Consider the following 25189-nt stretch of genomic DNA (forward strand, 5'->3'; position numbering starts at 1 on the left):
GCGAGCACGTCCTTCCCGCAGACGAGAGCGACGAGCCCGGCGCTCCCGGCCCTGCCGAACTCCCCATCGCACGCAGAGGTCTCCTCCTGGTCGATGGCGAGCAGGCGCTCGGCGATCTCGACCCCGGAGGCTTCGACAGGGTCCACCGCGAACCGCTCGGCGGGAGTGAGGCCGGCGTCCTGGAGGGCCTCGAGGTAGCCGACGTGGCGCTGCCCGATGTCGGAGCCCTCCTCGAGGCGCCCGACGAAGCCGATGCGGCGACGACCGTGCTCGATGAGGTGCTCGGTGAGCTGACGGGCAGCGGTGCGGTTCTCGGCGTAGAAGGCATCGACACCCTCGACCTGACCACGGGCGACGCTCACGGTGGGACGCACATCGGCGACCTGCTGCACGGTGTCGTCCAGGGCGCCGCTGCGGGCCATGAATGCGACGCCGTCGACCCGGCCGAGGAGGTCCAGCACGGAGAGATGCCGTGGTTCCTGCGGGTTCAGGAGCGCCAGCACCACGGACAGCCCGAGCTCGGAGGCCGCGACCTCGAACCCGACCAGGAGCTCCGCGTAGTACGGGCCGTCGATGTGCGGGAGCACGACGCCGAGCGCCTTGCTGCGCCGGACGGCGAGCGCCCGAGCCGCAGCCGCCGGGACGTACCGCAGCTCACGAGCCGCCTCCAGGACGCTGTCCAGCGTGCGGGGCGCCACCTTCGAGGGGTCCGAGAACGCGCGACTGACCGTCGCGATCGAGACTCCTGCCCGCTCGGCGACCTGGTAGATCGTGGGGACGGGCGAGGACGCGCCATTGGACATCATCCGGTCTCCTCCAGCTCGTCGTCGAGTGCTGCCCAGCCGTGCCCCGCATGTTCGGGAACCAGCCGCTTTTCGCCGTCGAGATCATCCATCCTTGATGGAAGCGCTTACAGCGTGGCAGTGACTGTATGCGCTTACATGCCAGCGCGCAAGAGGTGTGCGAACGGGACGGCGCGGGGCGACGGTGCGGGAAAACGAGGGCGCGGTCAGACGTCGGGCCGACGGGCCGCCCAGCCGACGGGCGGCCCCGCCCGTCGGTCCGCGCCGATGCCGGTCAGTCCGTGCGGGTCAGTCCGCGCAGGTCAGTCCGTGCGGGTCAGTCCGTGAAGCGGATATCGACGGCCGTGCCGTGCGCCGGAAGCCCCTCCGCGGCGGCGAGCGTGGTGGCCGCCGCGCGGGCGCCGGCCAGCGCCTCCCGGTCGTAGTGCACGACGTGGATGCCGCGCAGGAAGGACTGCACGCCGAGGCCGCCGTTGAAGCGGGAGCTGCCACCGGTGGGCAGGACGTGGTTCGAGCCGGCCGCGTAGTCGCCGAGGCTCACCGGGCTGTGGGCGCCGACGAAGACCGCCCCCGCGTTGGTGACCCGGGCGGCCACCGCGGCGGCGTCGGCCGTCTGGATCTCGAGGTGCTCCGCGCCGTAGGCATCGACCACCGACAGGCCCTGGTCCACGCCGTCGACAAGCACCACCCCGCTCTGCTCCCCGCGCAGCGCCTCCTCGATGCGCTCGCGGTGCAGGGCGAGGGGTACCTGCCGGGCGAGCTCGGACTCGACCGCTCCGACCAGCCGCTCGTCGTCGGTGACCAGCACGCTCGCGGCGAGCGGGTCGTGCTCGGCCTGGGAGATCAGATCGGCCGCGACATAGGCGGGATCAGCGGTCGCATCGGCCAGGATCGCGATCTCCGTGGGCCCTGCTTCGGCGTCGATCCCCACCGTCCCGCGCACCAGACGCTTCGCAGCGACGACGTACACGTTGCCGGGGCCGGTGACGAGATCGACCGGGTCGAGGTTCTTCCCGTCGCCGAGGTCGTCGGCGCCGTGGGCGAGCAGCGCGATGGCCTGCGCGCCGCCGGCGGCGATCACCTCGGTCACCCCGAGCAGCGCGCAGGCGGCCAGGATCGTGGGGTGCGGCAGCCCGCCGAACTCCTTCTGCGGCGGCGAGGCGAGCACGATCTGCTCGACGCCGGCGACCTGCGCGGGCACCACGTTCATCACCACGGAGCTGGGCAGCACCGCACGCCCGCCGGGCACGTACAGCCCCACGCGGCGCACCGGCACCCAGCGCTGGGTCACCGTGCCGCCGGGCACCACCTGGACCGTCTCCTCCGGACGCGCCTGTGCGGAGTCGACACGGCGCACGCGCGCCGCGGACTCCTCGAGAGCGGCCCGGATCTCCGGGTCGAGCTCGTCCAGCGCCCGCTGCAGCTCGGCCTGCGGCACCCGCAGATGCTCCGGGCGCACCCCGTCGAAGCGCTCCGAGGCGTCGAGCACGGCCGCCGCGCCTCGCGCGGCGACGTCGTCGACCACGGGGCGCACGGCGGCGGTCGCTGCCTCGACGTCGAGCTCGGCGCGCGGCAGGGCCGCCGTGAGCTCGGCGGTGCTGAGGGTGCGCGAGCGCAGGTCGGTCACGGCGAGGAACGGGGCAGGATCAGGCATGGGGTCAGTCTAGGAGCTGGCCGAGCAGACGGACCTCGTCGGCCGTGGAGTGGTCGTTCCAGGAGATGGCGTCGGGCCACTCCCCCATCTCGTCGTCGACGGAGGTCACCCGCTGCCCGGTCACGAGCAGGATCCACCCTCGAGAGCTCAGATGCCGGGCGGCCTCGTGATTCCAGGACACCCGGGCGCTGCGGTGCGGCAGCCGGAACCAGATCGGAACGAGGACGTCGAAGATCTCTCCCGCGGCTAACGGGTACGGTTCCCGCTCGAGATCTGCGGTGCGCGCCGTGTACTCCACCGGCGCCTGGGACCGCGTTGACGCGTCGAGCGCCTTTTCCCGCGCGTCCTGGGAGGCCGTCGGGGAGATATCGAGGCCGACGACCCGGTGCCCCCGCTGCGCGAGGGCGACGCCGTGACGTCCGTAGCCGTCCCCGGGGCACAGGATCCGTGAGCCGCTCCCGAGCACTGCCGAGAAGGCGTCGTCCTCCATCACCTGTTGCACGAAGTCGTTCGGCAGATCGCCGAAGGGCCTGCCGAATCTCGCGTAGCGCTCCTCCCAGTCCATCTCGCCTCCGTGTCGCCGCTCCGGCATGTCACCGCTCGACCACCGTACTGTTCCGCGACGGTGCCGCGACGGGATCGACGAGGACGGCGACGACGGGGCCGACGGGGACGACGGGGACGACGGGGACGCTGACACCGAGCCTCGGGAGGCTAGTCTCGTCCTCGTGCTCGTCGCATTCCTCCTCACCCTCGTCGCCGGTGGCGCCACCAGCATCGGCGCCGCGCTCGGAGTGCTCGGTCGGGGCACGAACCCGAAGATGCTGGCCGGTGGCCTCGGCCTCTCCGCCGGCGTCATGCTGTACGTGTCCTTCGTGGAGCTGCTCCCCCAGGGCGCCCATGTGCTCTCCGGCGGCGGCGCCATCACGACCCGCGGCACAGCGATCGCCACGCTCGCCTTCTTCGTGGGGATCGCGCTGATCGCGGTGCTGGACCGCCTGGTGCCCGAAGCGGTGAGCCCCCATGAGTTCTCCGGGCGGATGACCGGCACCCACGGCCAGGCCGAGGTGCGCGAGCCCGATGAGCAGGCTGCCGATCGAGCGCTGCGCGCCCGGCTCCTGCGCACCGGCGCCGTGACCGCCGCGGCTCTCGCCTTCCACAACGTCCCCGAGGGCTTCGCGACGTTCGTGGCCGCACTGCAGGCACCGGAGATCGCGATCCCGGTGGTCGCGGCGATCGCCCTGCACAACATCCCCGAAGGGCTCGCGGTTGCCGTCCCGGTGCGTCGGGCGACCGGCTCACGATCCAAGGCCTTCTGGCTCGCCTCGATGACGGGGATGGCAGAGCCGGTGGGCGCCGTGCTCGGGTACCTGCTTCTCGCACCGCTGCTCTCCGGTGACGCGATGGGGGCGATCCTCGCGGGCGTGGCCGGGGTGATGGTGTTCGTCTCGCTCGATGAGCTGCTGCCTGCGGCCGAGGAGACCGGCGAGCACCACACGGTCATCTACTCCCTGATCGCGGGCATGGCGATCATGGCGCTGACCCTGCTGGCGCTCTGAGGCGACAGTCCGCAGCGTCGATGCACGGCCGACGGTCAGGCCCGGGGAGCGGTCCCGGGTGCCGATGCCGAGGCGACGGGGAGGGACTCGTCACGTACCGTGGGGGCATCCGGATCAACACTCCAGGCTCGTGCCTGACGTCGATTAGTCTTGACGTCAAGACAAATGCCGCACCGACCCGAGGGAGCCCCGCGACACATGGCGCGCATCATCTACACCCACACCGACGAGGCACCGATGCTGGCGACCGCATCGTTCCTGCCGATCCTCGATGCTTTCTCCGACACCGCCGGGATCGACGTCACCACCCGTGACATCTCCCTGGCCGGCCGCATCGTCGCCACCTTCTCCGACCTCCTGCCCGAGGAGCAGCGGGAGGCCGACGCCCTCGCCGAGCTGGGCGAGCTGGCGAAGTCCCCCGAGGCCAACATCATCAAGCTCCCCAACATCTCCGCGTCCGTGCCGCAGCTGAAGGCCGCCATCGCCGAGCTGCAGGGCCAGGGCATCGCCCTGCCGGACTACCCGGAGTCCCCCGAGACCGACGAGGAGAAGGACGTCCGCGCCCGCTACGACTCGATCAAGGGCTCGGCCGTGAACCCCGTCCTGCGCGAGGGCAACTCGGACCGTCGGGCGCCCGCCGCGGTGAAGAACTTCGCCAAGGCGCACCCGCACCGCATGGGTGAGTGGTCCACGGAATCCAAGACCTCCGTCGCCACGATGGATGCGGACGACTTCCGCGCCAATGAGCAGTCCGTGGTCCTCGAGGCCGAGGACACGCTGTCGATCGTGCACGTCGCCTCCGACGGCACCGAGACCGTGCTCAAGGCCTCCCTGCCGGTGCTCGAGGGCGAGGTCGTGGACTCCACGGTCATGCGCGCCGCTGCGCTGGACGCCTTCCTGCGCGAGCAGATCGCCGCCGCCAAGGAGCAGGGCGTCCTGTTCTCGCTGCACCTCAAGGCCACCATGATGAAGGTGTCCGACCCGATCCTGTTCGGCCACGCGGTGCGAGCCTTCCTGCCCACCGTGTTCACCCAGTTCGGCGATCAGCTCGAGCAGGCCGGCCTGTCCCCGAACAACGGCCTGGGCGGCATCCTCGCCGGGGTCGACGCGCTCGATGCCGAGCAGCGCGACGGGATCCGCGCCGCGATCGACACGGATCTGGCCGCAGGCCCCGACCTCGCGATGGTGAACTCCCACAAGGGCATCACCAACCTCCACGTCCCCTCCGACGTCATCATCGACGCCTCCATGCCGGCGATGATCCGCACCTCGGGGCACATGTGGAACGCGGATGACGCCGAGCAGGACACCCTCGCGGTGATCCCTGACTCCTCCTACGCCGGGGTGTACTCCGCGACGGTCGAGGACTGCCAGAAGAACGGCGCCTTCGATCCGACCACGATGGGCACCGTCCCGAACGTCGGCCTCATGGCGCAGAAGGCCGAGGAGTACGGCTCCCACGACAAGACCTTCGAGATCGCGGCCGACGGCCAGGTCGAGGTGCGCGACGCCTCCGGCACGGCGCTCATGACCCAGGAGGTCGCCGCAGGCGACATCTTCCGCGCCTGCCAGGCCAAGGACGCTCCGATCCGCGACTGGGTGCAGCTGGCCGTGCGTCGCTCGCGCGAGTCCGGGATGCCCGCGGTGTTCTGGCTCGACGACTCCCGCGCCCACGACCGCAACCTCATCGCCAAGGTCGAGGCCTACCTGGCCGAGGAGGACACGGAGGGTCTCGACCTCCAGATCCTCTCGCCGATCGACGCCACGAAGCACACGCTGGAGCGCGTGCGCCGCGGCGAGGACACCATCTCGGTGACCGGCAACGTTCTGCGTGACTACCTCACCGACCTGTTCCCGATCATGGAGCTGGGCACCAGCGCCAAGATGCTCTCGGTGGTCCCTCTGATGAACGGCGGCGGCCTGTTCGAGACCGGTGCCGGCGGCAGCGCCCCCAAGCACGTCCAGCAGCTCGTCGAGGAGGACTACCTGCGCTGGGACTCCCTCGGGGAGTTCCTGGCGCTGGCCGAGTCGCTGCGTCACCTCGCCCGCACCGCGGACAACGAGCGCGCCCGCGTGCTCGCCGACGCCCTGGACCGCGCCACGGAGACGCTGCTGAACGAGGGCAGGTCCCCGCAGCGCAAGCTCGGCAGCATCGACAACCGCGGCAGCCACTTCTACCTCGCGATGTACTGGGCCCAGGAACTGGCACAGCAGACCGAGGACACCGAGCTCGCCACCGCCTTCGGCCCGATCGCGAAGGAGCTCACCGACGGCGAGCAGACCATCGCCGACGAGCTGCTCGCAGTGCAGGGCAAGCCGGCGGACATCGGCGGCTACTACCGCCCCGATCTCGAGAAGATCTCGGCCGTGATGCGTCCGTCGAAGACCTTCAACCGCATCCTCGAGGAGATCTCCGCGGCGCTGTGAGTTCGTGACGAGGACGGCCGGAGCGCCGATCCTCGCGCAACGACTCTCGCGCAACGATTCTCGCGACAGTGGCATGGACGGGCCGCTGGTGATCCGAGCTGGCGATATCGCCAGCTGACATCACCAGCGGCCCGTCCGCTCCCGGAGCTACTGACCGAAAGGACCAGGCAATGCCCGTCATCCCCTCCCCCGTCGACGACATCGACCTGCGCTACGACGTCACGGGCTCCGGGCCCGCCCTGGTGCTGCTGCACGGCTCGGTGCTCTCGCGAGCGATCTGGCGCGGGCTGGGCTATCTTCAGCCGCTCGCGGCCGAGCACACGGTGGTCCGGATCGATCTGCGGGGCCACGGCCGGTCCGGCACCCCGCATGACCCTGCCGCCTACACGCAGGACGTGTTCGTCGCCGACCTGCTCGCGGTGCTCGATGCCGAGTCGATCGGCCGGGCCGCACTGATGGGCTACTCGCTGGGTGCCCGTATCGCACTGACCGCAGCGCTCGAGCATCCGGCACGGGTGAGGCGCCTGGTCAGCCTGGGCGGTTCCGCCGCTGAGCAGCAGGGCCAGATCGACTCGGTCTTCTTCCCGGAGGTCGTCGACGCGATCCGGGAGGGCGGGATGGAGGCGTTCTGCGACGGCCAGGGCCTCGGTCCCGGCACCTCCGGACGGCGCGACCGCGCCACGCGCACCGCGTTCCTCGCCGCCGATCCGCTCGCGGTCGCGGCTCTGCTGACCGCGACCGACGCCACCGCCGCGGTCCCCGACGACGTGCTCACGGACTGCACGGTCCCGGCGCTGTGGATGGCGGGCACCGAGGACCATCCGCGGTACGAGGACTCCGTGCGAGCCGCGTCGCTGATGCCGGACGCGGAGTTCGTCCCGCTGCCCGGGCGCTCCCACGGCGCCACCCTGTTCCCGTCGGACGACGTGCTCGATCAGGTCCTGCCGTTCCTGCGCTGAGGCTGCGGCCCGCCCGGAGGAACCTGCTCAGACGAACTGGCGCACGAGGGCGATCAGCGCGACGACGACGATGATGCCGCGCAGCAGCCACTCGGGCATCAGCTTGGCGAGATGGGCGCCGAAGTAGCCGCCGATCAAGGCGCCGACGGCGATCGCGGCGGTCGCGAGCCACACGATCTCCGCCCCGATCACGAAGTGCGCGATGACGTAGACGGTTGCGGCCGCGAGGTTCACGACCAGGCTCAGCAGATTCTTCACGCTGTTCACCGAGCCCATCGTGCGACCGGTGAACGTGCCCAGGAGCCCGAGATAGAGGATCCCCTGCGCGGCGGTGAAGTACCCGCCGTAGATCGAGGCGGCACCCATCGAGCCGACGAGCGCCGGCGAGCGCAGCGGGCTGCGGTCCGGGCCGTCGGAGGTCGGTGGCACCGGCCCCCGGGCGGCCCTGCGCCGATCCGACCGGGCACGCATCGCCGTGGTGATCCGCTTCTGGAAGACGACCATCGCCAGGGCGACCACGATGAGCACGGGCACGACGACGTCGAGCGCCGAGGCCGGGGAGACCAGCAGCAGGAGCGAGCCGAGGACCGCTCCGCCGGCGGCGGTGAGGACGAGCGGCGGGAGGTCGTGCTTCTCCGCCGCGATCTCCTTGCGGTAGCCGACGACGGAGCCGATCGTCGAGAAGAGCATGCCCACGGTGTTCGTGCGCACGGCGACGCCCGGAGGGATTCCGAGGGCCATCAGCACGGGCAGGGTGAGCAGCGACCCCGACCCGACGGCCGCATTGATCGCGCCGGCGAGGGTGCCCATCACGAGCAGGACGATGAGCGAGAGCGGTTCCACGATCGACGACCCTACTGCCCGCAGGGGCGCGCCGGGCGGATGTCCGCGCCGGAGCCGTGCTCAGCGCGCGAGGTCCTGGAGCGCCGCCTGCAGCACCTGCGCGTGGTTGTGCTCGGTGTCCTTCGCGGCGAACAGGAGCACGACCTTGTGCGCTCCGGCGTCCCGGGCCCGGTCCAGGAGCGCCTGCGGGGCGTCGCTGTCGTCGAGCTCATGGCGGTACCGGTCCGAGAACTCCTGGAAGCCCAGCTCATCGCTGTGGAAGGACGTCCGGAGCTCGGAGCTGGGCGCCACGTCCTTGTCCCAGTCGTCGTGGGCCAGCCGCTCCTTCGTGATACCGCGCGGCCACAGCCGGTCCACCAGCACGCGGTGCTCGTCGGCGCCGGAGCCGTCGCCGTCCAGCACGTCGTGGACGCGTGCGGTGGTGATCTCGATGCTGCTCATGATCGATCCTTCCTGCGGGGTACGTCGTGGAGAAACGAGACAGGGCCCGATCCGCGCGGAAGGCGGACCGGGCCCTGGTCGGGGGCGGCAGCGGCTGCCGCGGCGGGGCGCTGCTCGGGTGAGGCCGTCTCACGCGAGAGCGGCCTTCGCGCCCTCGTAGTCGGGCTCCTCGGAGACCTCGCCGACCTGCTCGGTGTAGACGACCTTGCCGGTCTCGTCGGTGATCACGACGGCGCGCGAGAGCAGACCGGCCAGCGGGCCGTCGCTCATGGTCACACCGTAGTCCTCGCCGAAGCTGGAGCGGAAGGCGGAGCCGGTGACGACGTTCTCGATGCCCTCGGCGCCGCAGAAGCGGGCCTGCGCGAACGGCAGGTCCTTGGAGACGCAGACGACGACGGTGTTCTCGAGGCCGGCGGCGAGCTCGTTGAACGTACGCACGCTCATCGCGCAGGTGCCGGTGTCCAGCGACGGGAAGATATTCAGCACGACGCGCTTGCCGGCGAGGTCGGAGCTCGCGACCGGCGAGAGGTCCTGCCCGACGAGCTCGAATGCCGGCAGGGCGGAGCCCTGGGCGGGAAGCTCGCCGACGGTGGAGATGGGGGTGTTCTTGAAGGTGATGGAAGCCATGGCTCCATCATCATCCGCCGAGCTGAACGGCACAAGCCGACTCCTGGGAGCGGACGGCGGAACTGGGCGAGAGCACCCGGCGAGAGAGCCGGACTGAAGTGACCTGCGCCGAGCACGATGGGTCCGTCCGGACTCGGTCAGTCCATCGTCTCCCGCAGGCGGGCCGTCTGCTCGGCGACATCGAACTCCGCCGCGGGCCACTGGGGGTCGATGCCGCGCAGCGCGTCCAGCAGGAGCTGCTGGACCGCGAGGCGGGCGTACCACTTGCGATCCGCTGGGACCACGGTCCACGGGGCGCCGACGGTGGAGGTGGCACGCAGCGCCTTCGTGTAGGCCTCCTGGTAGGCGTCCCAGTGCACGCGCTCGTCGACGTCCCCGGGGTTGAACTTCCAGTGCTTGTCGGGCCGTTCGAGGCGCTCCATGAGCCGTTCGCCCTGCTCCTGACGGGAGATGTGAAGCATGACCTTCACGATGACGGTCCCTGCCTCGGTCAGCTCCCGCTCGAAGGCGTTGATCGCGGTGTACCGGCTGCGGATCTCCTTCGCGTCGGCCCAGCCGTGCACGCGATGGATCAGCACGTCCTCGTACTGGGAGCGGTCGAAGACGCCGATCATCCCGGGCTGCGGGGCGTGCTTGCGGATGCGCCACAGGAAGTCGTGGCGCTTCTCGGCGCGGGTGGGGGCCTTGAAGGCGGTGATGTCGATGCCCTGGGGGTCGACGCCGCCCACCACGTGCCGCATGATGCCGCCCTTGCCGGAGGTGTCCATGCCCTGCACGATCAGCAGCACGGAGCGGCCTCCCTCGACGCCGTGGTGCGCCGCGTACAGCCGTTCCTGGAGCTCGTCGAGCTCGGCGGTGCGTGCGGCGAGCTGCTCCTTGCCGTCGGCCTTCTTCCCGGAGAACCCCGGGGTGGCGTGCGGATCGAGCTCGGTGACGTCCTGCGTCCAGTCCGACGGGATCGCGACGCCGCGAGGCTGCTGGTCCGCGGGGGCGCTCTTCTTCTGCTTCTTCGACATGGGGGCAGATTAGCGCCCGCGGTGCCGCCGCACAGCGTTCCGCCCGCACTTGACTCCACCGATCGGTCGGGCGAGTGTCGAGGCATGACGATCACCGCGCTCACCAACGCCCACGTCCTCCCCATCTCCTCCCCCGCCTTCGACGGCACCGTCCTGGTCGAGGACGGCCGCATCTCCGCCGTCGGGCCCGATGTCGAGATCCCCGAGGACGCGCTGGTCGTGGACGCGGGGGGCGGCTGGCTGCTGCCGGGCTTCATCGACGCCCACGTGCACCTCGGGGTCGACGAGGAGGGCGAGGGCTGGGCCGGCCAGGACACCAACGAGATGACCGACCCGGTGATGGCGGCGGCGCGGGCGATCGACGCGATCAATCCCGTGGAGATCGGCTTCGACGATGCGATCATCGGCGGCGTCACCGCGGTGAACGTGAATCCCGGCTCCGGCAACCCCATCGGCGGTCTCGCGGTGGCGATCCGCACCCACGGCCGGGTCGTGGACGACATGGTGCTGCGCAGCCCCTCGGGTCTGAAGGCCGCGCTCGGCGAGAACCCCAAGCGCATCTACGGCGAGCGCAAGCAGACCCCGTCGACCCGTCTCGGCGTGGCGCTCACGATCCGGCAGGCTTTCGCGAAGGCCCAGGTGTGGATGGCGAAGGACGAGGCGGATCGCGACGCCGACCTCATGAGCGAGGCACTGGCTCGCGTGCTGCGGCGCGAGATCCCGTGGCGCCAGCACTCCCATCGGGCCGACGACATCGCCACCGCGCTGCGGATCGCCGAGGAGTTCGGCTTCGAGCTGGTGCTGGACCACGGCACCGAGTCGTACCTGATCGCCGACAAGGTCGCCGCCGCCGGGGTGCCCGTGCTGTACGGACCGCTGATCGTGTCCCGCTCGAAGGTGGAGGTGCGCCACCGCACCCCGAAGGCTCCGGGCCTGCTCACCGCCGCCGGCGTGAAGGTCTCGATCATCACCGACCACCCGGTGGTGCCGATCGAGTTCCTCGTCCACCAGGCGGCCCTCGCGGTCAAGCACGGCATGGAGCCAGCGGACGCCCTCCGCGCGATCACTCTGAACCCGGCCGAGGTGCTCGGCGTCGAGGACCGTCTCGGCTCGATCGAGGTCGGCAAGGACGCGGACCTGGTGCAGTGGGACGGCGATCCGCTGGACACCCGGAATCGCTCGCTGCGGGTGTGGCAGCACGGGCGCGAGGTCATGCACCGCGACGAGGCCGGGGACCCGGTGATCGCGCAGCGGTGAGAGCAGTCTGCGAAGCTCCCCGACGCGGCGCGATGTAGACGGCGGGACGAGCACTGCGCACGGAGTCTTCCGGGGCGATGCCGTGAGTCTTCCGGGGCGATGCCGTCAGTCCTCGACCCGTACCTCGCCGGTCTCGACGTCGACCTCGATCTCGATCTCGGCGTCGTCGTCGCCGGACTGCTCGATATCGATCTGGTAGCGGATCGTGCCGTCGTCGGAATCGAGGTCCCAGCCGGAGACCCGGCCGTCGTGCTTCTGCAGAGCCAGGTCGATCGCCTCGGCCGGGGTCATCGGCGAGGTGACGTCCACGGCCGGCTCGTCGACCGTGTCGTCGTCCTCCTCGTGCTGGAGGACCTCACCGGTGGCGGCGTCGATGTCGATCTCGTGCTCACGGCCGTCCAGGGCCACCTCGATCTCCCACACCCAGTCGCGGTCGTCGTCGTGGTCGATCGAGACCGACACCGGCTGCCCACCGCCGGCGGTCTCCAGGGCGATCGCGACAGCGTCCTCCGCGGGCACCGGCAGCTGCTCGGTGGCGAGGTCGGCGCTCTCGGGGAGCGGTGCGCCGCCGGCCGCCGCATCGTCTCCGGCGTCGGTCGCCTCGTCTGCCGTGCCGCCGTCGGAGGGTGCTGCATCGGCGCCACCTGTGTCCGAGGCGTCGCTGCCCGCTGAGTCGCCGTCCCCGTCGCCGCCGTCGTCGCCATCGCCGTCGGACGCGGTGTCGTCCGTCGCCTCCCCACCGTCGCTCACGGAGGGGTCGGAGTCCCCGTCGGCCGGAGAGCCATCGCTCCCGGAGGTGTCCCCGCACCCGGCGGCGAGGGCGACGACGAGGGCGCCGAGGGCGGCGGCCCGCGTGGTGGTCCGGAGGGTGGAGCGAGAGCGCATCGTGCGGATCATGGCGGTCCTTGTCCTGCCGGGCCCTGCCCAGCCTAGGTTCTGGAGATATCCCCAGGTTAGAAGGCATTTCCCGGAAGGGCCAGCACTCTGAGAACACTCTCATCGGGCTCTCACGGTCCCTCTGGCCCGCCTTCTGCAGCGCCCTGGCACGGTGGGGGCCTCCGGGCGGCGCATCCCCATGACCGGGACCTCCGGCCTTCCCCACCACTCACCGACGATCTACGGTGGGGAGCAGCCCTCCGGGGACCCTGATGTCTGATGCAGCAGGAAGGCGCCATGACCGCGAAGAGGACCACCGCGAGCCCCACCACGAGCACCTGGCCGGACTCCCCCGCGCAGTCCCCCACCGAGGAGGAGCTGCACCGGGTCCACGCCTGGTGGCGGGCCGCGAACTACCTCTCGGTCGGGCAGATCTACCTCAAGGACAACCCGCTGCTGCGCATTCCTCTGCAGCGCGAGCACGTCAAACCCCGCCTGCTCGGCCACTGGGGCACCACCCCGGGGCTGACCTTCCTCTACGCCCATGCGAACCGGGCGATCCGGCAGCGGGGCCTGCACGCCATGTACATCACCGGCCCCGGCCATGGCGGACCGGGCCTGGTGGCGGCGAGCTACCTCGAGGGCACCTACTCGGAGGTGTATCCCGCCGTGAGCCCGGACGAAGAAGGCCTGAAGCGGCTGTTCACGCAGTTCTCCTTCCCCGGCGGCATCCCCTCGCATGTCGCTCCGGAGACCCCCGGCTCGATCCACGAGGGCGGGGAGCTCGGCTACGCCCTCTCCCACGCCTACGGCGCCATGTTCGACCGCCCCGACCAGATCGCCTTCACCGTGGTGGGCGACGGCGAGGCGGAGACCGGTCCGCTGGCCACCTCCTGGCACTCCAACAAGTTCACGAACCCCCAGCAGGACGGGGTGGTGCTGCCGATCCTGCACCTGAACGGCTACAAGATCGCCAACCCCACCGTGCTCGCCCGCATCGGCGATGAGGAGCTCGAGGCGCTGATGCGCGGCTACGGGCACACCCCGCTGTTCTTCACCGGCGGGTTCCAGGACGAGGGCCCGATGGCGGCGCACGAGCGCTTCGCCGCGGTGCTCGACACGGCGCTGGACCAGATCGCAGAGATCAAGCAGCAGGCGCAGGCCGATGCCGCGGCCGGCCGCGAGACGGAGCGGCCCGCCTGGCCGATGATCATCTTCCGCACCCCCAAGGGCTGGACCGGACCGAAGACCATCGACGGGCAGGTCACGGAGGGCTCCTGGCGCTCCCATCAGGTGCCCCTCGCGAGCGCCCGCGACACCGACGAGCACCTCGCCGACCTCGACGCCTGGCTGCGCTCCTACCGTCCCGAGGAGCTGTTCGACGAGGAGGGTCACCTGCTAGAGGAGATCGCCGCCACCGCTCCGAGCGAGCTGCAGCGGATGTCGGCGAACCCGGCCACCAACGGCGGCTCCGTGCTGGTCCCGCTGCGCCTTCCGGACTTCCGGGACCACGCCGTCGAGGTGCAGAATCCGGGGGCGTCGGTCTCCGAGGCCACCAAGGTGCTGGGCGCCTGGCTGCGGGACGTGGTGACCGAGAATCCCGAGAACTTCCGGATCTTCGGGCCCGACGAGACCGCCTCGAACCGTCTGCAATCGGTGTACGAGGTGACCGACAAGCAGTGGAACGCGGACTTCGAGCCGCACGACCGCGAGGAGCATCTGGCGCGATCCGGCCGCGTCATGGAGGTGCTCTCGGAGCACCAGTGCCAGGGCTGGCTCGAGGGCTACCTGCTCACCGGCCGCCACGGCCTGTTCTCCTCCTACGAGGCGTTCATCCACATCGTCGACTCGATGGTCAACCAGCACGCCAAGTGGTTGAAGGTCACCAACGAGCTGGAGTGGCGCCGACCGATCGCCTCCCTGAACTACCTGCTCAGCTCGCACGTGTGGCGCCAGGACCACAACGGGTTCAGCCATCAGGATCCCGGGTTCATCGATCACCTGGTCAACAAGAAGGCCGAGATCGTGCGGGTGTACCTGCCGCCGGACGCGAACACGCTGCTGTCCACCTATGACCACTGCCTGCGCTCGCGCCAGTACGTGAACGTGGTGGTGGCCGGGAAGCAGCCCAACCCGAACTGGCTGAGCATGGACGAGGCCGTGGTGCACTGCGCGCGCGGGCTCGGGATCTGGGAATGGGCCGGCACCGAGGTGGACGGCGAGGAGCCGGACGTGGTGCTGGGCTGCGCCGGCGACATCCCCACCATCGAGACGCTCGCGGCCGCGAAGCTCCTCCGCGAAGCGATCCCCGGCCTGAAGGTCCGGGTGATCAACGTCGTGGACCTCATGCGCCTGCAGGAGGACACGGAGCATCCCCATGGCCTCTCCCCGGAGGACTTCGACGGGCTGTTCGGCGAGGACATCCCGGTGATCTTCGCGTACCACGGGTATCCCTGGCTGATCCACCGCCTGGCCTACCGCCACGACCGCAGCTCCCGGATCCACGTGCGCGGCTACAAGGAGGAGGGCACCACGACCACGCCCTTCGACATGCTCATGCTCAACGACTCCGACCGCTACCACCTGGTGATGGACGTGATCGATCGGGTCGAGGGCCTCGCCACCCGGTATGCGGGACTGCGCCAGCGGATGGTCGACGCTCGGCTCCAGGCACGGGCCCATGCCTACGAGCACGGCGAGGATCCGGCGCACATCGCGCAGTGGCAATGGGACGACAACGCGGACGAGGCGGGCGACGGCGCTCCCGCGCAGGCCCAGGACACCGGAGGCGACAACTGAGGCGGCCCGGCGCACGGCCGGGTGCGCCGGAAAGGCGGGGATGAGCACACAGCAGAGCCCGGAGCCGGCGAGCGGCTCAGAGGATGCACAGCGCCGGATCGTCCGCGTGCGCGGGCAGGTCCAGGGCGTCGGCTTCCGGATGGCGGCCGCCTCGGAGGCGGCGCGGCTCGGTGTGGCCGGCACCGTGCGCAATCTGTGGGACGGCACGGTCGAGGCCGACGTCGAGGGAACGCAGCACGCGGTCGAGGCGATGCTCGCCTGGCTGCGTCAGGGGCCGACGAGCGCGCACGTGAGCGGGATCGACGTGCGCCCGGAGGCACCGCGCGGGGCGGCCTCGTTCCGGATCACCGGCTGACCCGCCGGCTAACTCAGGCGCGGACACGACCCCGCGGCGCGGTGCGCAGATAGTTCACCGCGACCAGCACGCCGGCGGTGATCATCACCGTGGAGGTCACGATCAGCGCGGTCTGGCCGGCAGAGTCGATGATCAGGCCGCCCACCAGAGCTCCCCCGGCGATCGCGGTGTTGAACACGGCGCTGTTCAGCGCGGTGCCCTCCTCGATCACCTCCGTGGCCTGGGTGTTGACGAACGCCTGGATCGCCACCGAGATCGCGCCGACGAACAGACCCCACAGCGGCATGATCGCGAGCGCCGAGGCGGGGCTGCGCATGAGCACGAGCACGGCCAGAAGGGCGATGCCCATCCCGGCCGAGACGACGAGCACGCCCCAGGGGGCGCTGCGGCTCAGCAGCGGGGCGACGGCGAAGTTGCCGATCAGCCCAGCGATGCCGAACACCAGCAGCATCAGCCCGACCTGGGTGACCGGCACTCCGGCACGCTCCAGGAGGATGGGGCTCACATACGCATAGGTGATGAACTGTGCGACCACGACAAGCGTGGTGAGCGCCACCGCGTAGCGCACTCCGCGGGTGCGGGCGGCGGCGAGCATCATCGACGGCGTCACCTTCACCGGCGAGCGCACCGGCGTCACGAGGACCAGGATCAGCACCGCGACCACTGCCGCCGCGACGCCCACCACCACGAACGCGGTGCGCCAGCCCACGTGCGTGCCGATCCAGGCGGCGACGGGGACGCCCAGCACCAGGGCCGCGCCCGCGCCGCCGAAGGCGACGGTCAGGGCCCGGGAGGTGTGCTCGCGGGGCACCTGGCCGATGGCCACGATGGCCAACACCGCCCAGTACAGGCCGATGGAGACCCCGGCGAGGAGGCGGGCGATCAGGAGCACCGCGAAGGTGGGCGCCACGGCGCTGAGGAGGCTGGAGAGCACCACGGAGATCAGGGCGATCACCAGCACGAGCCGGCGGTCCAGACCGCGCACGAGCACCGGGGTGAGCACAGCGACGATGCCGGCGAGCACGCCGGGGACGGTCACGGCGAGGCCGGCCACGCCGGCGCTGACCCCGAGGTCCGGTGCCATCACGCTGAGGACGCCGATGGGCAGCTCCTCGATCGTGATGAGGATGAAGATGCCCAGGGCGAGTGCGACGACCCCGCCCCACCGTCGTGCGCTGTCCACTGCTGCTCCTCGGGCCGGGCCCGGTGTTCCGCCGGGCAAACTCCTCCACGATAGGGCACTGCCCCTCGGACAGCCGATGGCCCCGGGGCGCTGAGTGCGGGGACTCGCGCTGCCGGGGCCGTCGGGATCCGTGATCGTCCGGTGTCCGGGTCGTCCCGGACGGGACGACCCGGAGGGGACGATCAGTCAGTGCCGGTCAGGCACTGCCGATCAGGTCATGCCGATCAGACGGCGGCGTCGAAGGCCGCGCCGATCTCCTGCTCACCGTCGTTGTAGGTCAGGAACTTCCCGACGGTGCCGGGGCGCTCGAGCGCCGCGCCGATGGTGCGGGCCACGTTCCCGCGCGAGACCGTGCTGCTCTCGGACGCGGTGGCGTCGATCCGCCCGGTGGGCTCCTCGAGGGTGAGACCGGAGGGGCCGAGGATGGTCCACTCCAGGTCAGTGCCCTGCAGGTGCGCGTCGGCCTGGGCCTTGGCCTCGGCGTAGGCGAAGAACGGCTCGTCCTCGGGCACGCCGTGCTCGAGGCTCGCGCCGAAGTAGCTGATCATCACGTAGCGGGTGGCGCCGACGCGCTGGGCCGACTCCATCGACGCGATCGCCGCATCCCGGTCCACAGCCCACGTGCGCTGCGGGCTCCCGCCGCCGGCGCCGGCCGTCCACACCACCGCGTCCTTGCCGCGCAGCAGCTCGTCCCAGCCGTCGGCGTCGAGCGATTCGATGTCCGCCACGACCGCCTTGGCCCCGGTGGCCTCGATCTCCGAGACCTGATCGGGGTTGCGGATCACTGCGTGGACGGTGTGACCCGCCTCCACGAGCAGCGGCTCCGCGAGCAGCGCGACCTTGCCATGTCCTCCGATAAGTGCAATATCCATACCTCCACCTTCGCACCGTCATCTGCGCACGTCGAGGCCGGGCCGTCCAGGTTCACTCCTGGTGGAATGCCTCGCGGTCCGCACGGCGCTCCGCGCCGTCGACGCGCACGCCCGTGCACCGCGCTCGTGGCGCTGCCGATATCCTGGCCGCGGTCGCCATCGGGCGTCCGATCCCTCGGGGGAAGGAACCTCGCATGGCCGGTGGACTCGCCGCACTTCTCGACGACGTCGCAGCGCTCGCGCGGCTCGCCGCCGCCAGCGCCGACGATGTCGCCGCAGCCTCCGCGAAGGCGGGCTCCAAGGCCATGGGCGTGGTGATCGACGACGCTGCCGTGACGCCGCAGTACGTGAAAGGGCTCGAGCCCAAGCGCGAGCTGCCGATCATCTGGCGGATCACCAAGGGCTCCTTCCGCAACAAGCTGATCTTCATCCTCCCGGTCCTGCTTCTGCTCAGCGCCTTCGCTCCCTGGGCGCTGACTCCGATCCTCATGCTCGGCGGCCTCTATCTCAGCTTCGAGGGCGCCGAGAAGATCTGGGAGCTCGTCAGCGGGAAGCCCAAGAAGGCACCGGCGGCCGCAGAGGGTGCCGGCGCCGAGGACAAGATCGTCTCGAGCGCAGTGCGCACCGACCTCATCCTCTCCGCCGAGATCATGGTCATCTCCATGAATTCGATCGATGCCGACTCGCTGTGGGCACGCGCGATCGTGCTCGTGCTCGTGGCCATCGGTATCACCGTCCTCGTCTATGGGGCCGTCGGCATCCTCGTGAAGATGGATGACGTCGGGCTGGCCATGGCGGCTGACGACAACTCCGAGTTCAAGCAGAAGTTCGGCCGCGGCCTGGTCGGCGCGATGCCGAAGATCATGAACGTGATCAGCTACGTGGGCATGGTCGCGATGCTGTGGGTGGGCGGGCACATCCTCCTGGTCGGCACCCACGACCTCGGCCTCGCCCAGCCCTACGGCTTCGTGCACCACCTCGAAGGCGCCGTCGCCGGCATCGCCGGGGTGGGCGCAATCCTCGGCTGGCTCATCAACACCGCCTTCTCCTTCGTGTTCGGCCTGATCATCGGCGGCATCATCGCCGTGATCCTGCACTTCCTGCCCTTCGGGCATCACGACGAGGACGGGCATGACGGCAGCGGGCACGCCGGGAACAGCGCCGGCCAGCACGACGCCGGCCAGCACGGCACCGTGGAGAGCACTGAGAGCACTGAGAGCGCCGAGAGCGCTGAGAGCTCCGACGCCGGCTCAGAGAGTCACGACGCGAAGGGCTGACCCCAGGGCTCCCGGCATCGCAACGGTGCTTGCCCGGCCTCCCAGGCCGTGCGACCGTTGGTGACCACCGTCACCGACCGAGGAGTCCACAGCGCCGTGCATCCTGTCGATCGCCGTTCCTTCCTGTCCCTGTCCACCCGGGCCGCCGTCGGCGGAACCGCAGTCACCGCCGCGGCGGCCGCGTCGGCGGTACCGGCTGTTGCCGCTTCTGCGCCCGCTGCCCCTGGGGAGGACCCCGCTCCCCCGCCCTCCCGGGAGTTCCGCGCCATGTGGCTCTCCTCCGTGGTCAACATCGACTGGCCCTCGAAGCCGGGGCTCAGCATCGAGGAGCAGAAGGCCGAGTACATCGCCTGGCTCGACCGTGCGCAGGAGCTCGGGCTGAACGCGGTGATCGCCCAGGTGCGGCCCACGGCGGATGCCTTCTGGCCCTCCCGCGTCGAGCCCTGGTCGATGTACCTCACCGGCACTCAGGGGCAGGACCCCGGCTATGACCCGCTGGCCTTCCAGATCGACGCCGCCCATGCGCGCAATATCGAGTTCCACGCCTGGTTCAACCCCTACCGGGTCGCGATGAGCGAGACGCCTGATCTGGTCGAGGACCATCCGGCTCGGGTGCACCCCGACTGGGTCTGGCCCTTCGGCGGGAAGCTCTACTACGACCCGGGCCTGCCCGAGGTGCGCGCCTTCGTGCAGGACGCGATGATGGATGCGATCTCGCGGTACGACGTGGACGGCGCCCACTTCGACGACTACTTCTACCCCTACGCGATCGCCGGGAAGACCTATCCGGACCAGGCCACGTACGAGGCCCAGTCCGATGGCGCCACCTCGATCGAGGACTGGCGCCGCGAGAACATCAACCTGCTGGTCAACGAGATGCATGAGCGGATCCATGCCGAGAAGCCGTGGGTGCGCTTCGGGATCAGCCCGTTCGGGATCTGGCGGAACTCCACGAGCGATCCGGAGGGGTCGGACACCTCGGGCTCGGAGAGCTACGAGATCATCTGCGCGGATTCGCTGCGCTGGGTGCGCGAGGGCTGGGTCGACTACATCAACCCGCAGATCTACTGGCAGTTCGGCCACCCCGCCGCGGACTACGAGACGCTCGTGCACTGGTGGGCCGAGAAGGTCGAGGGCACCGATGTGGGCCTGTACATCGGCGAAGCCGCCTACAAGGCGATCAGCGGAGTGTTCCCCGAGGTCACAGAGCTGGGCGATCACGTCGATCTGACCCGCAGCCTGGACGCCGTGGACGGCAACGTGTATTTCAGCGCGGCGAGCCTGCGCGATGACACCACCGGTTCGGTCGACGACCTCGTCCAGCGCCACTATCAGCACCCGGCGATCGTGCCCGAGCTCGAGATGGTGCCCGGTGAGGCTCCCGGTGCGCCGACCGTGCTGGTGGTGCGCCGCACGGAGGACGGGGTGCAGGTGCGATGGAGAGGGCACGGAGCCGCCAGCTACGCCCTGTGGCACCTGCCCACCGCCGACGTGACCGACGAGGCTCTCGCCGACGGGCGGAATCTGGTGGCGACCGTGCGCGCGGACCGGGGCTCGCAGGCGCTCGTGCACCTCGAGGCCGAGGGCGCCGACGGCAACGGGTACTACGCGGTCACGGCCTACGACCGCACCTGGCACCAGAGTGCGCCCTCGAAAGCAGTGCGGGTGCGCGGCTGACTGCGGCACCGGCCACTGTCCAGCCCACGATTCGATATGAGGACGTCGGGCACGTGGAGGCCCGCCGGCTCACCGCGTGCCCGCTCCGCCCCCACGGTCCCAGCAGGGATTCTGATGCGCCCAGATCGCGGCTTGGACGCGATCGCGGACCCCGAGTTTGGCGATGATGCGTGAGACATGGGTCTTCACCGTCCCGACCTCCACGAACAGGCTCTCTGCGATCTCGGCGTTGCTCTGCCCGTCAGCGAGGGCGGTGAGGACATCGCCCTCTCGAGCAGTCAGGTCGGGTAGCGGCAGAGACGATTCTTCGGCTGGCCGCCGACGGGCGAACTCGCGGATCACGCGGCCGGTCACCGCGGGAGAGACCAGTCCGTCTCCGGCCGCGGCAGCACGCACGGCAAGAGTCAGATGCGCTGGATCGGCATCTTTGAGCAGGAAGCCCGCAGCCCCTTTCTCCAGCGCCCCGAAGACATATTCGTCGAGGTCGAAAGTCGTGATCACGACTACGGGGACCGGCCGCTCAGCGGTCGGATCAGTGAGCTGAGCAGTCGCCGTGAGGCCATCACCCCCGGGCATCCGCACGTCCATCAGCACGACGTCGGGCCGCAGACTGTGGGCCCGTTCGACAGCTTCATGGCCATTGGACGCTTCGCCCACGACCTCGATGTCGCCGTCGACTTCGAGAAAAGTGCGAAGAGAGCGACGGACGCTGGGCTGGTCATCGGCGATCAATACCCGGATCATGCGCTCCTCCCGACGGCGTAAGCCCGGTCAGCGGGTGAGGGGTTGGGCAGCGTGAGGGCTACGATCCAGTCCCCGTTCGGCGTGGGGGCAGCCTCAAGCATCCCGCCCAGCAACGCGGCCCGTTCAGCCGCACCGACCAGCCCATAGCCAGTGCCCGCGTTCCGGGCGTGCTCCGGCGATGATCGCTCCTCACTGCCGAGATGCTGACTGGTCGGATTGGTGACGGTCAGCTGCACGCGGTCACCATCGGCGTCGAGGGCGACGGTGACCGTGTGTCCCGGGGCATGGGCATCGGCGTTGAGCAGAGCTTCCTTCAAGATGCTGAGCACCGTGGAGGATGCGGCGTCGCCCACGCTGGCAGGCACCCGGACGTGCGGATCCACGGTGAGTCCCCTTTCCCTGGCTACGGCGGCGATGAGTTCGCGGGCAGCCTCGTCGAGGGGCATGCGGGTCGGGTCGTCGACATCGTCCTCCCGCAGAGCACGGACCACCGTGCGCATGGTGTCCAGGGCCCGTGCGGTCTTCCCCTCCACCTCGGTGAGGATCGGCTCGTCGCTGGTGAGCCGCAGTGCCCGAAGGGAAAGCAGGACGTCCATGACCTCATGGGCTGCGAGGTCATGCAGATCGCGAGCGAGACGGTTGCGTTCCGTCGCGATGGCCTCGGCATTCACCGCGCGCGAGTGCTTCTCGACCAGCCAGGCGCGCTCAGCAGCGTCGCAGGCACGCTGCCGTTGGAGACGGAATCCGTACCCCACCGCAGAGCATGCGACGAAGAAGAAACCGATATCCAGCGTGACCAGACCAATCTCGGGCACTGTGACCCCCAGTCCGTTCCGGACGGCGAGCCCCACTTTCAGGAAGGTACCGAGCAGCCACCCAGACGCCACGACGATCAGCCCGAGTCGAAACGGCGCATACGCGGCAACGGCGTAGACGCTGAACCAGAGCGACAGTGTGAACGCCGCACTGCCGGTCTGTCCGATCAGTATCGAGCTGGCGAGAAAGACCAGCAGCACCCCGGCGAACACCATCAGCGGGTACCGCCGATGCCACCACAGCAGGCCGGCGGCCAATGTGTTGACCACGAGAAACACGACGTACCGTGCGAATCCCCCGTCGATGATGTAGTCGTGGATCGCCCACAGATACAGGGCGCCCACAGCCACGCTCAAGGCACCGACCGTCAGGACGACGATGGCGTCGTACCTGCCGGTGTGACCGGTCGAAGTCGCCGAAGACATGCCTCCATGATGTCTGAGTGCGAAGTGATCGGCATCTGTCGGAGGATGGATATCTCGCGTCGCCCCTGGATATCTGTCTTCCGGCAGATGCGCCATGGGCTCCGACCCCGAGACGCTGGACGCATGAATCATGCAGCCGATCCCCCGCCACCACTGTCCGGTCTTTCGATCGAGGTCCAGAGCCTCAGCAAGAGATTCAGTGACCGTGACGTTCTCCGCGATATCTCGTTCACAGCCCGCCCAGGTCGCGTCACTGGATACCTGGGGCCGAACGGCTCGGGCAAGACCACGACCATTCGCATACTGCTTGCGCTCTCCGCTGCCGGCAAGGGCTCTGCCACCTTCGGCGGCGACCCGTATCGGGCGATCGCCCACCCCGGGCGGTCGGTCGGCGTGCTGCTGGAGAACGCCGGCCTGCACCCCGGCCTGACCCCGGCCAAGCAACTGCGCATCGCGTGCGCCGCGACCCGCACCTCGAGGTCACGGATACCCAGCGTGCTTCACGAGGTGGGACTGTCCGAGGTCGCGGACCGGAAGATCAGGACGTTCTCGCAAGGCATGCGGCGACGGCTCGGTCTTGCCCTCGCGCTGCTGCCGGAGCCGAGCACACTGATCCTCGACGAGCCGGCCAACGGCCTCGATCCGGAGGGCATGGTCTGGATGCGCAGCCTGCTCCGCGACTACGCAGACCGCGGAGCCACCGTGCTGCTGACCAGCCACGTCCTGGCAGAACTCGATCGGTTCATCGACGACGTCGTCATCATCGGCAGTGGTCGCATTCTGGCCGAGACGACCCTCGGCCAGCTGCCCGAAGGCGTCGACCTCGAAGCCTTCTACCTCTCCACACTCCATACAGCCTCTGCCACGCAGGAGGTGGGAGCGTGATCGCCAGCGAACTGCTTCGCCTCCGCTTCTCGCTCGTCGCGAGGATCATCGGGATCCTCGTCGTCGCCGAGGCCGTATTCATCGGGCTGCTCCTTGTCTTACTGCCCTCGATCATCGACGGGCTGATCGCCCTGAACGAGGTCATCCCCAATGCCACTGACGCCGATCAACTCGACCCGTCCCAGCTCGCTGCATTGGGCCTCGACGCTCCCGCGACCCAGGAAGTCATCATCGACCTGCTGGGCAACTCTGGAACCGGCAGCGGCTTCCCCGCCATCGCAGCCCTGCTCATCGGTGCGTTGACCATCACCACCGAACACCGGCGCGGATCGCTCACCGCCAGTATCCTCGCCGAACCCCGCCGGGCACAGCTGCTGCTCGCCAAGATGACCGCTCTCGCCCTCACCGTGATCACTGGGGTCGCCATGCTCATCGTGATCCGGGGCCTCCTGCTCACCATCGGCCTCGCCATCCACGGCGCGCCACTGCAACTCGACACCGTCGCGCTGGCCGGGCTATGGGGCAAGGGCGCTCTCGCTCTCGTTCTCTATGCCGCGATCGGATTCGCCATCGGCTTGCTCGCTCGCAGCCCGGTCACGGTGATCATCGTGCTCGGAGCGGCGATCATCGTCGAAAGCGTCATACGGCCGATCACGCTCCTCATCGTCGGCACACCCAACCCCGCACTCTTTCTTCCGTTCGGCCTCGTTCCCGACATCAGCGGAACAAACCCGCTAGCCGCGCTCACCGGGTCAACGGTGACGACCACAGGAATCACACCGATCACACCGATCACAGCCATGCTGGCCTTGGCCGCCTGGGCGATCATCGCTGCCGCTGTGGCATCGATACGCTTCGTCCGAACAGACGCCCCGGACCTCCAGTGAGGACACGATGACAGCACGGCTCGGGTCTCGCGTCTCGCCGCTGGTGGTGTCTACCCGTCCTCGCGTCGTCCCCACGGATCGATGAGCGCGACATCCAACTGCTCGAAATCCTTGACGTTGCGCGTCACCACGGTCAAGGCGTGGACTGCCGCCGTGGCGGCGATCATGGCGTCCCGCTCTGGACTCGGATCAGGAACATGCAGCCGCGCCGCCCGCCGGGCCACGGCGAGATCCATGGAAAGGATTCGGCCCGCGAACACCTTGAGCAGATCATCCTCCAGCCATGTCTGCAGACGACCCGCCTGAGCAGGATCTCGACGAGCTAGTCGTCCGATCCCGATCTCGATCTCCATGATCGTCAGTACCGACAGGTACAGGTCTGACGGGGCACGGGATGCGACCCACGAGCGCACCATCGGGTCGGCCTTGTGCTCCGGTTTGCGAAGCTCGCTGACCACGTTCGTGTCGAGCAGATAGCTCACAGGTCAGGAACCCTCAGACCGACCTTGATCGGCTCGACGTCGAAGTCGACGTCATCGACCATGCTCAACCGCTCGACCAGATCTGCGCCGTCTTCTCCCAGACGTCGGTATTCCTCGATCGACAGGAGAACGAAGGCAGGCTCGCCGCGATCGGTGATCACGACCGGTCCATGACCGGCCTCGCGCTTGGCCGCGCTGACGTCGCGGTTGAACTGACCAGCACTTATCGTCGTCATCACGATCATCTCCGTCGTAGGTAGATACCTACTTTAGCTCGATCTCGCGATCGTAGCAATCTCTGCGCACCCCGCCCGCGCCCGAGGAC

At 69.6% G+C, this 25189-nt stretch carries 24 protein-coding genes; 10 read left to right on the plus strand and 14 right to left on the minus strand.

Annotated features, from left to right (window positions below):
• The 3 genes from ACT3T5_RS18400 to ACT3T5_RS18410 all read right to left on the minus strand — a co-directional run.
• Positions 1-806 (minus strand): LacI family DNA-binding transcriptional regulator (locus ACT3T5_RS18400; RefSeq protein ID WP_444595176.1); only part of this gene is annotated, 806 nt, incomplete at its 3' end.
• Between the two features lie 313 nt (positions 807-1119).
• Positions 1120-2457: a histidinol dehydrogenase gene (gene hisD, locus ACT3T5_RS18405; protein ID WP_444579578.1), complete on the minus strand. Its 1338-nt coding sequence runs from the start codon at positions 2455-2457 to the stop codon at positions 1120-1122.
• 4 nt (positions 2458-2461) lie between these two features.
• A complete protein-coding gene (locus tag ACT3T5_RS18410) occupies positions 2462-3022 on the minus strand; it encodes a class I SAM-dependent methyltransferase (RefSeq protein WP_444579577.1) in 561 nt (186 codons plus the stop codon).
• 163 nt (positions 3023-3185) lie between these two features.
• Here ACT3T5_RS18410 and zupT point away from each other — a divergent pair, with 163 nt between their 5' ends.
• From zupT to ACT3T5_RS18425, 3 genes are all read left to right on the plus strand, one after another.
• Positions 3186-4016, plus strand: a complete 831-nt coding sequence (zupT, locus tag ACT3T5_RS18415; protein WP_444595189.1) for a zinc transporter ZupT — start codon at positions 3186-3188, stop codon at positions 4014-4016.
• A 198-nt stretch (positions 4017-4214) separates the two neighbouring features.
• On the plus strand, positions 4215-6443 hold the full coding sequence (locus ACT3T5_RS18420; protein ID WP_444579575.1) for an NADP-dependent isocitrate dehydrogenase: 2229 nt from the start codon (positions 4215-4217) through the stop codon (positions 6441-6443).
• A 170-nt stretch (positions 6444-6613) separates the two neighbouring features.
• Complete coding sequence (locus tag ACT3T5_RS18425; RefSeq protein WP_444595177.1) at positions 6614-7402, plus strand: alpha/beta fold hydrolase; 789 nt, start codon at positions 6614-6616, stop codon at positions 7400-7402.
• Positions 7403-7429: 27 nt separating this feature from the next.
• Here the strand turns inward: ACT3T5_RS18425 and ACT3T5_RS18430 are convergent, their stop codons facing one another.
• The 4 genes from ACT3T5_RS18430 to ACT3T5_RS18445 form a co-directional block, all read right to left on the minus strand.
• Complete coding sequence (locus ACT3T5_RS18430) at positions 7430-8245, minus strand: sulfite exporter TauE/SafE family protein (protein ID WP_444579573.1); 816 nt, start codon at positions 8243-8245, stop codon at positions 7430-7432.
• A gap of 60 nt (positions 8246-8305) precedes the next feature.
• Positions 8306-8686, minus strand: coding sequence for a DUF488 domain-containing protein (locus tag ACT3T5_RS18435; RefSeq protein ID WP_444595178.1), 381 nt, complete (start codon positions 8684-8686; stop codon positions 8306-8308).
• A gap of 129 nt (positions 8687-8815) precedes the next feature.
• On the minus strand, positions 8816-9313 hold the full coding sequence (gene tpx, locus ACT3T5_RS18440) for a thiol peroxidase (RefSeq protein WP_193117952.1): 498 nt from the start codon (positions 9311-9313) through the stop codon (positions 8816-8818).
• Positions 9314-9450: 137 nt separating this feature from the next.
• Positions 9451-10329, minus strand: coding sequence for a PPK2 family polyphosphate kinase (locus ACT3T5_RS18445; RefSeq protein WP_444595179.1), 879 nt, complete (start codon positions 10327-10329; stop codon positions 9451-9453).
• Positions 10330-10413: 84 nt separating this feature from the next.
• Between ACT3T5_RS18445 and ACT3T5_RS18450 the strand changes: the two genes are divergently transcribed.
• The gene (locus tag ACT3T5_RS18450) at positions 10414-11586 is read left to right on the plus strand and encodes an amidohydrolase (protein WP_444595180.1); all 1173 of its coding nucleotides are present in this window, start codon (positions 10414-10416) and stop codon (positions 11584-11586) included.
• Between the two features lie 105 nt (positions 11587-11691).
• Here ACT3T5_RS18450 and ACT3T5_RS18455 read toward each other — a convergent pair whose 3' ends face one another.
• Positions 11692-12483, minus strand: a complete 792-nt coding sequence (locus ACT3T5_RS18455; RefSeq protein ID WP_444595181.1) for a PepSY domain-containing protein — start codon at positions 12481-12483, stop codon at positions 11692-11694.
• 276 nt (positions 12484-12759) lie between these two features.
• Here ACT3T5_RS18455 and ACT3T5_RS18460 point away from each other — a divergent pair, with 276 nt between their 5' ends.
• Positions 12760-15261, plus strand: coding sequence for a phosphoketolase family protein (locus ACT3T5_RS18460; RefSeq protein WP_444595182.1), 2502 nt, complete (start codon positions 12760-12762; stop codon positions 15259-15261).
• 40 nt (positions 15262-15301) lie between these two features.
• The gene (locus ACT3T5_RS18465; RefSeq protein ID WP_444579565.1) at positions 15302-15616 is read left to right on the plus strand and encodes an acylphosphatase; all 315 of its coding nucleotides are present in this window, start codon (positions 15302-15304) and stop codon (positions 15614-15616) included.
• Positions 15617-15629: 13 nt separating this feature from the next.
• Here the strand turns inward: ACT3T5_RS18465 and ACT3T5_RS18470 are convergent, their stop codons facing one another.
• Positions 15630-16799, minus strand: coding sequence for an MFS transporter (locus tag ACT3T5_RS18470; protein WP_444595183.1), 1170 nt, complete (start codon positions 16797-16799; stop codon positions 15630-15632).
• A gap of 224 nt (positions 16800-17023) precedes the next feature.
• Positions 17024-17671, minus strand: coding sequence for an SDR family oxidoreductase (locus tag ACT3T5_RS18475; RefSeq protein ID WP_444579563.1), 648 nt, complete (start codon positions 17669-17671; stop codon positions 17024-17026).
• 194 nt (positions 17672-17865) lie between these two features.
• Between ACT3T5_RS18475 and ACT3T5_RS18480 the strand changes: the two genes are divergently transcribed.
• The gene (locus ACT3T5_RS18480) at positions 17866-18948 is read left to right on the plus strand and encodes a DUF808 domain-containing protein (RefSeq protein WP_444595184.1); all 1083 of its coding nucleotides are present in this window, start codon (positions 17866-17868) and stop codon (positions 18946-18948) included.
• Between the two features lie 96 nt (positions 18949-19044).
• Positions 19045-20625 carry a glycoside hydrolase family 10 protein gene (locus ACT3T5_RS18485; RefSeq protein WP_444595185.1) on the plus strand — a complete coding sequence of 527 codons (1581 nt, stop codon included), beginning with the start codon at positions 19045-19047 and terminating at the stop codon, positions 20623-20625.
• Positions 20626-20694: 69 nt separating this feature from the next.
• Here ACT3T5_RS18485 and ACT3T5_RS18490 read toward each other — a convergent pair whose 3' ends face one another.
• Both ACT3T5_RS18490 and ACT3T5_RS18495 read right to left on the minus strand, forming a co-directional pair.
• The gene (locus ACT3T5_RS18490) at positions 20695-21369 is read right to left on the minus strand and encodes a response regulator transcription factor (protein ID WP_193117941.1); all 675 of its coding nucleotides are present in this window, start codon (positions 21367-21369) and stop codon (positions 20695-20697) included.
• Complete coding sequence (locus ACT3T5_RS18495; protein WP_444595186.1) at positions 21366-22610, minus strand: sensor histidine kinase; 1245 nt, start codon at positions 22608-22610, stop codon at positions 21366-21368. Before ACT3T5_RS18495 ends, ACT3T5_RS18490 begins: the two co-directional genes overlap by 4 nt.
• 6 nt (positions 22611-22616) lie before the next feature.
• Between ACT3T5_RS18495 and ACT3T5_RS18500 the strand changes: the two genes are divergently transcribed.
• Together ACT3T5_RS18500 and ACT3T5_RS18505 are read left to right on the plus strand one after the other, a co-directional pair.
• Complete coding sequence (locus ACT3T5_RS18500) at positions 22617-23495, plus strand: ABC transporter ATP-binding protein (protein WP_444595187.1); 879 nt, start codon at positions 22617-22619, stop codon at positions 23493-23495.
• Positions 23492-24382 carry a hypothetical protein gene (locus tag ACT3T5_RS18505; RefSeq protein WP_444595188.1) on the plus strand — a complete coding sequence of 297 codons (891 nt, stop codon included), beginning with the start codon at positions 23492-23494 and terminating at the stop codon, positions 24380-24382. The genes ACT3T5_RS18500 and ACT3T5_RS18505 overlap by 4 nt, the downstream gene beginning before the upstream one ends.
• 50 nt (positions 24383-24432) lie before the next feature.
• On the opposite strand, the gene ACT3T5_RS18510 is transcribed toward ACT3T5_RS18505, so the two are convergent.
• Both ACT3T5_RS18510 and ACT3T5_RS18515 read right to left on the minus strand, forming a co-directional pair.
• Entirely contained in the window at positions 24433-24864 is a 432-nt protein-coding gene (locus ACT3T5_RS18510; RefSeq protein WP_193117937.1) for a type II toxin-antitoxin system VapC family toxin, read from the minus strand.
• Positions 24861-25109: a type II toxin-antitoxin system Phd/YefM family antitoxin gene (locus ACT3T5_RS18515; protein WP_226850371.1), complete on the minus strand. Its 249-nt coding sequence runs from the start codon at positions 25107-25109 to the stop codon at positions 24861-24863. The genes ACT3T5_RS18510 and ACT3T5_RS18515 overlap by 4 nt, the downstream gene beginning before the upstream one ends.
• Between the last annotated feature and the right edge of the window lie 80 nt (positions 25110-25189).

It is taken from the genome of Brachybacterium sp. AOP3-A1-3 (assembly GCF_052378285.1).
GTDB lineage: Bacteria > Actinomycetota > Actinomycetes > Actinomycetales > Dermabacteraceae > Brachybacterium.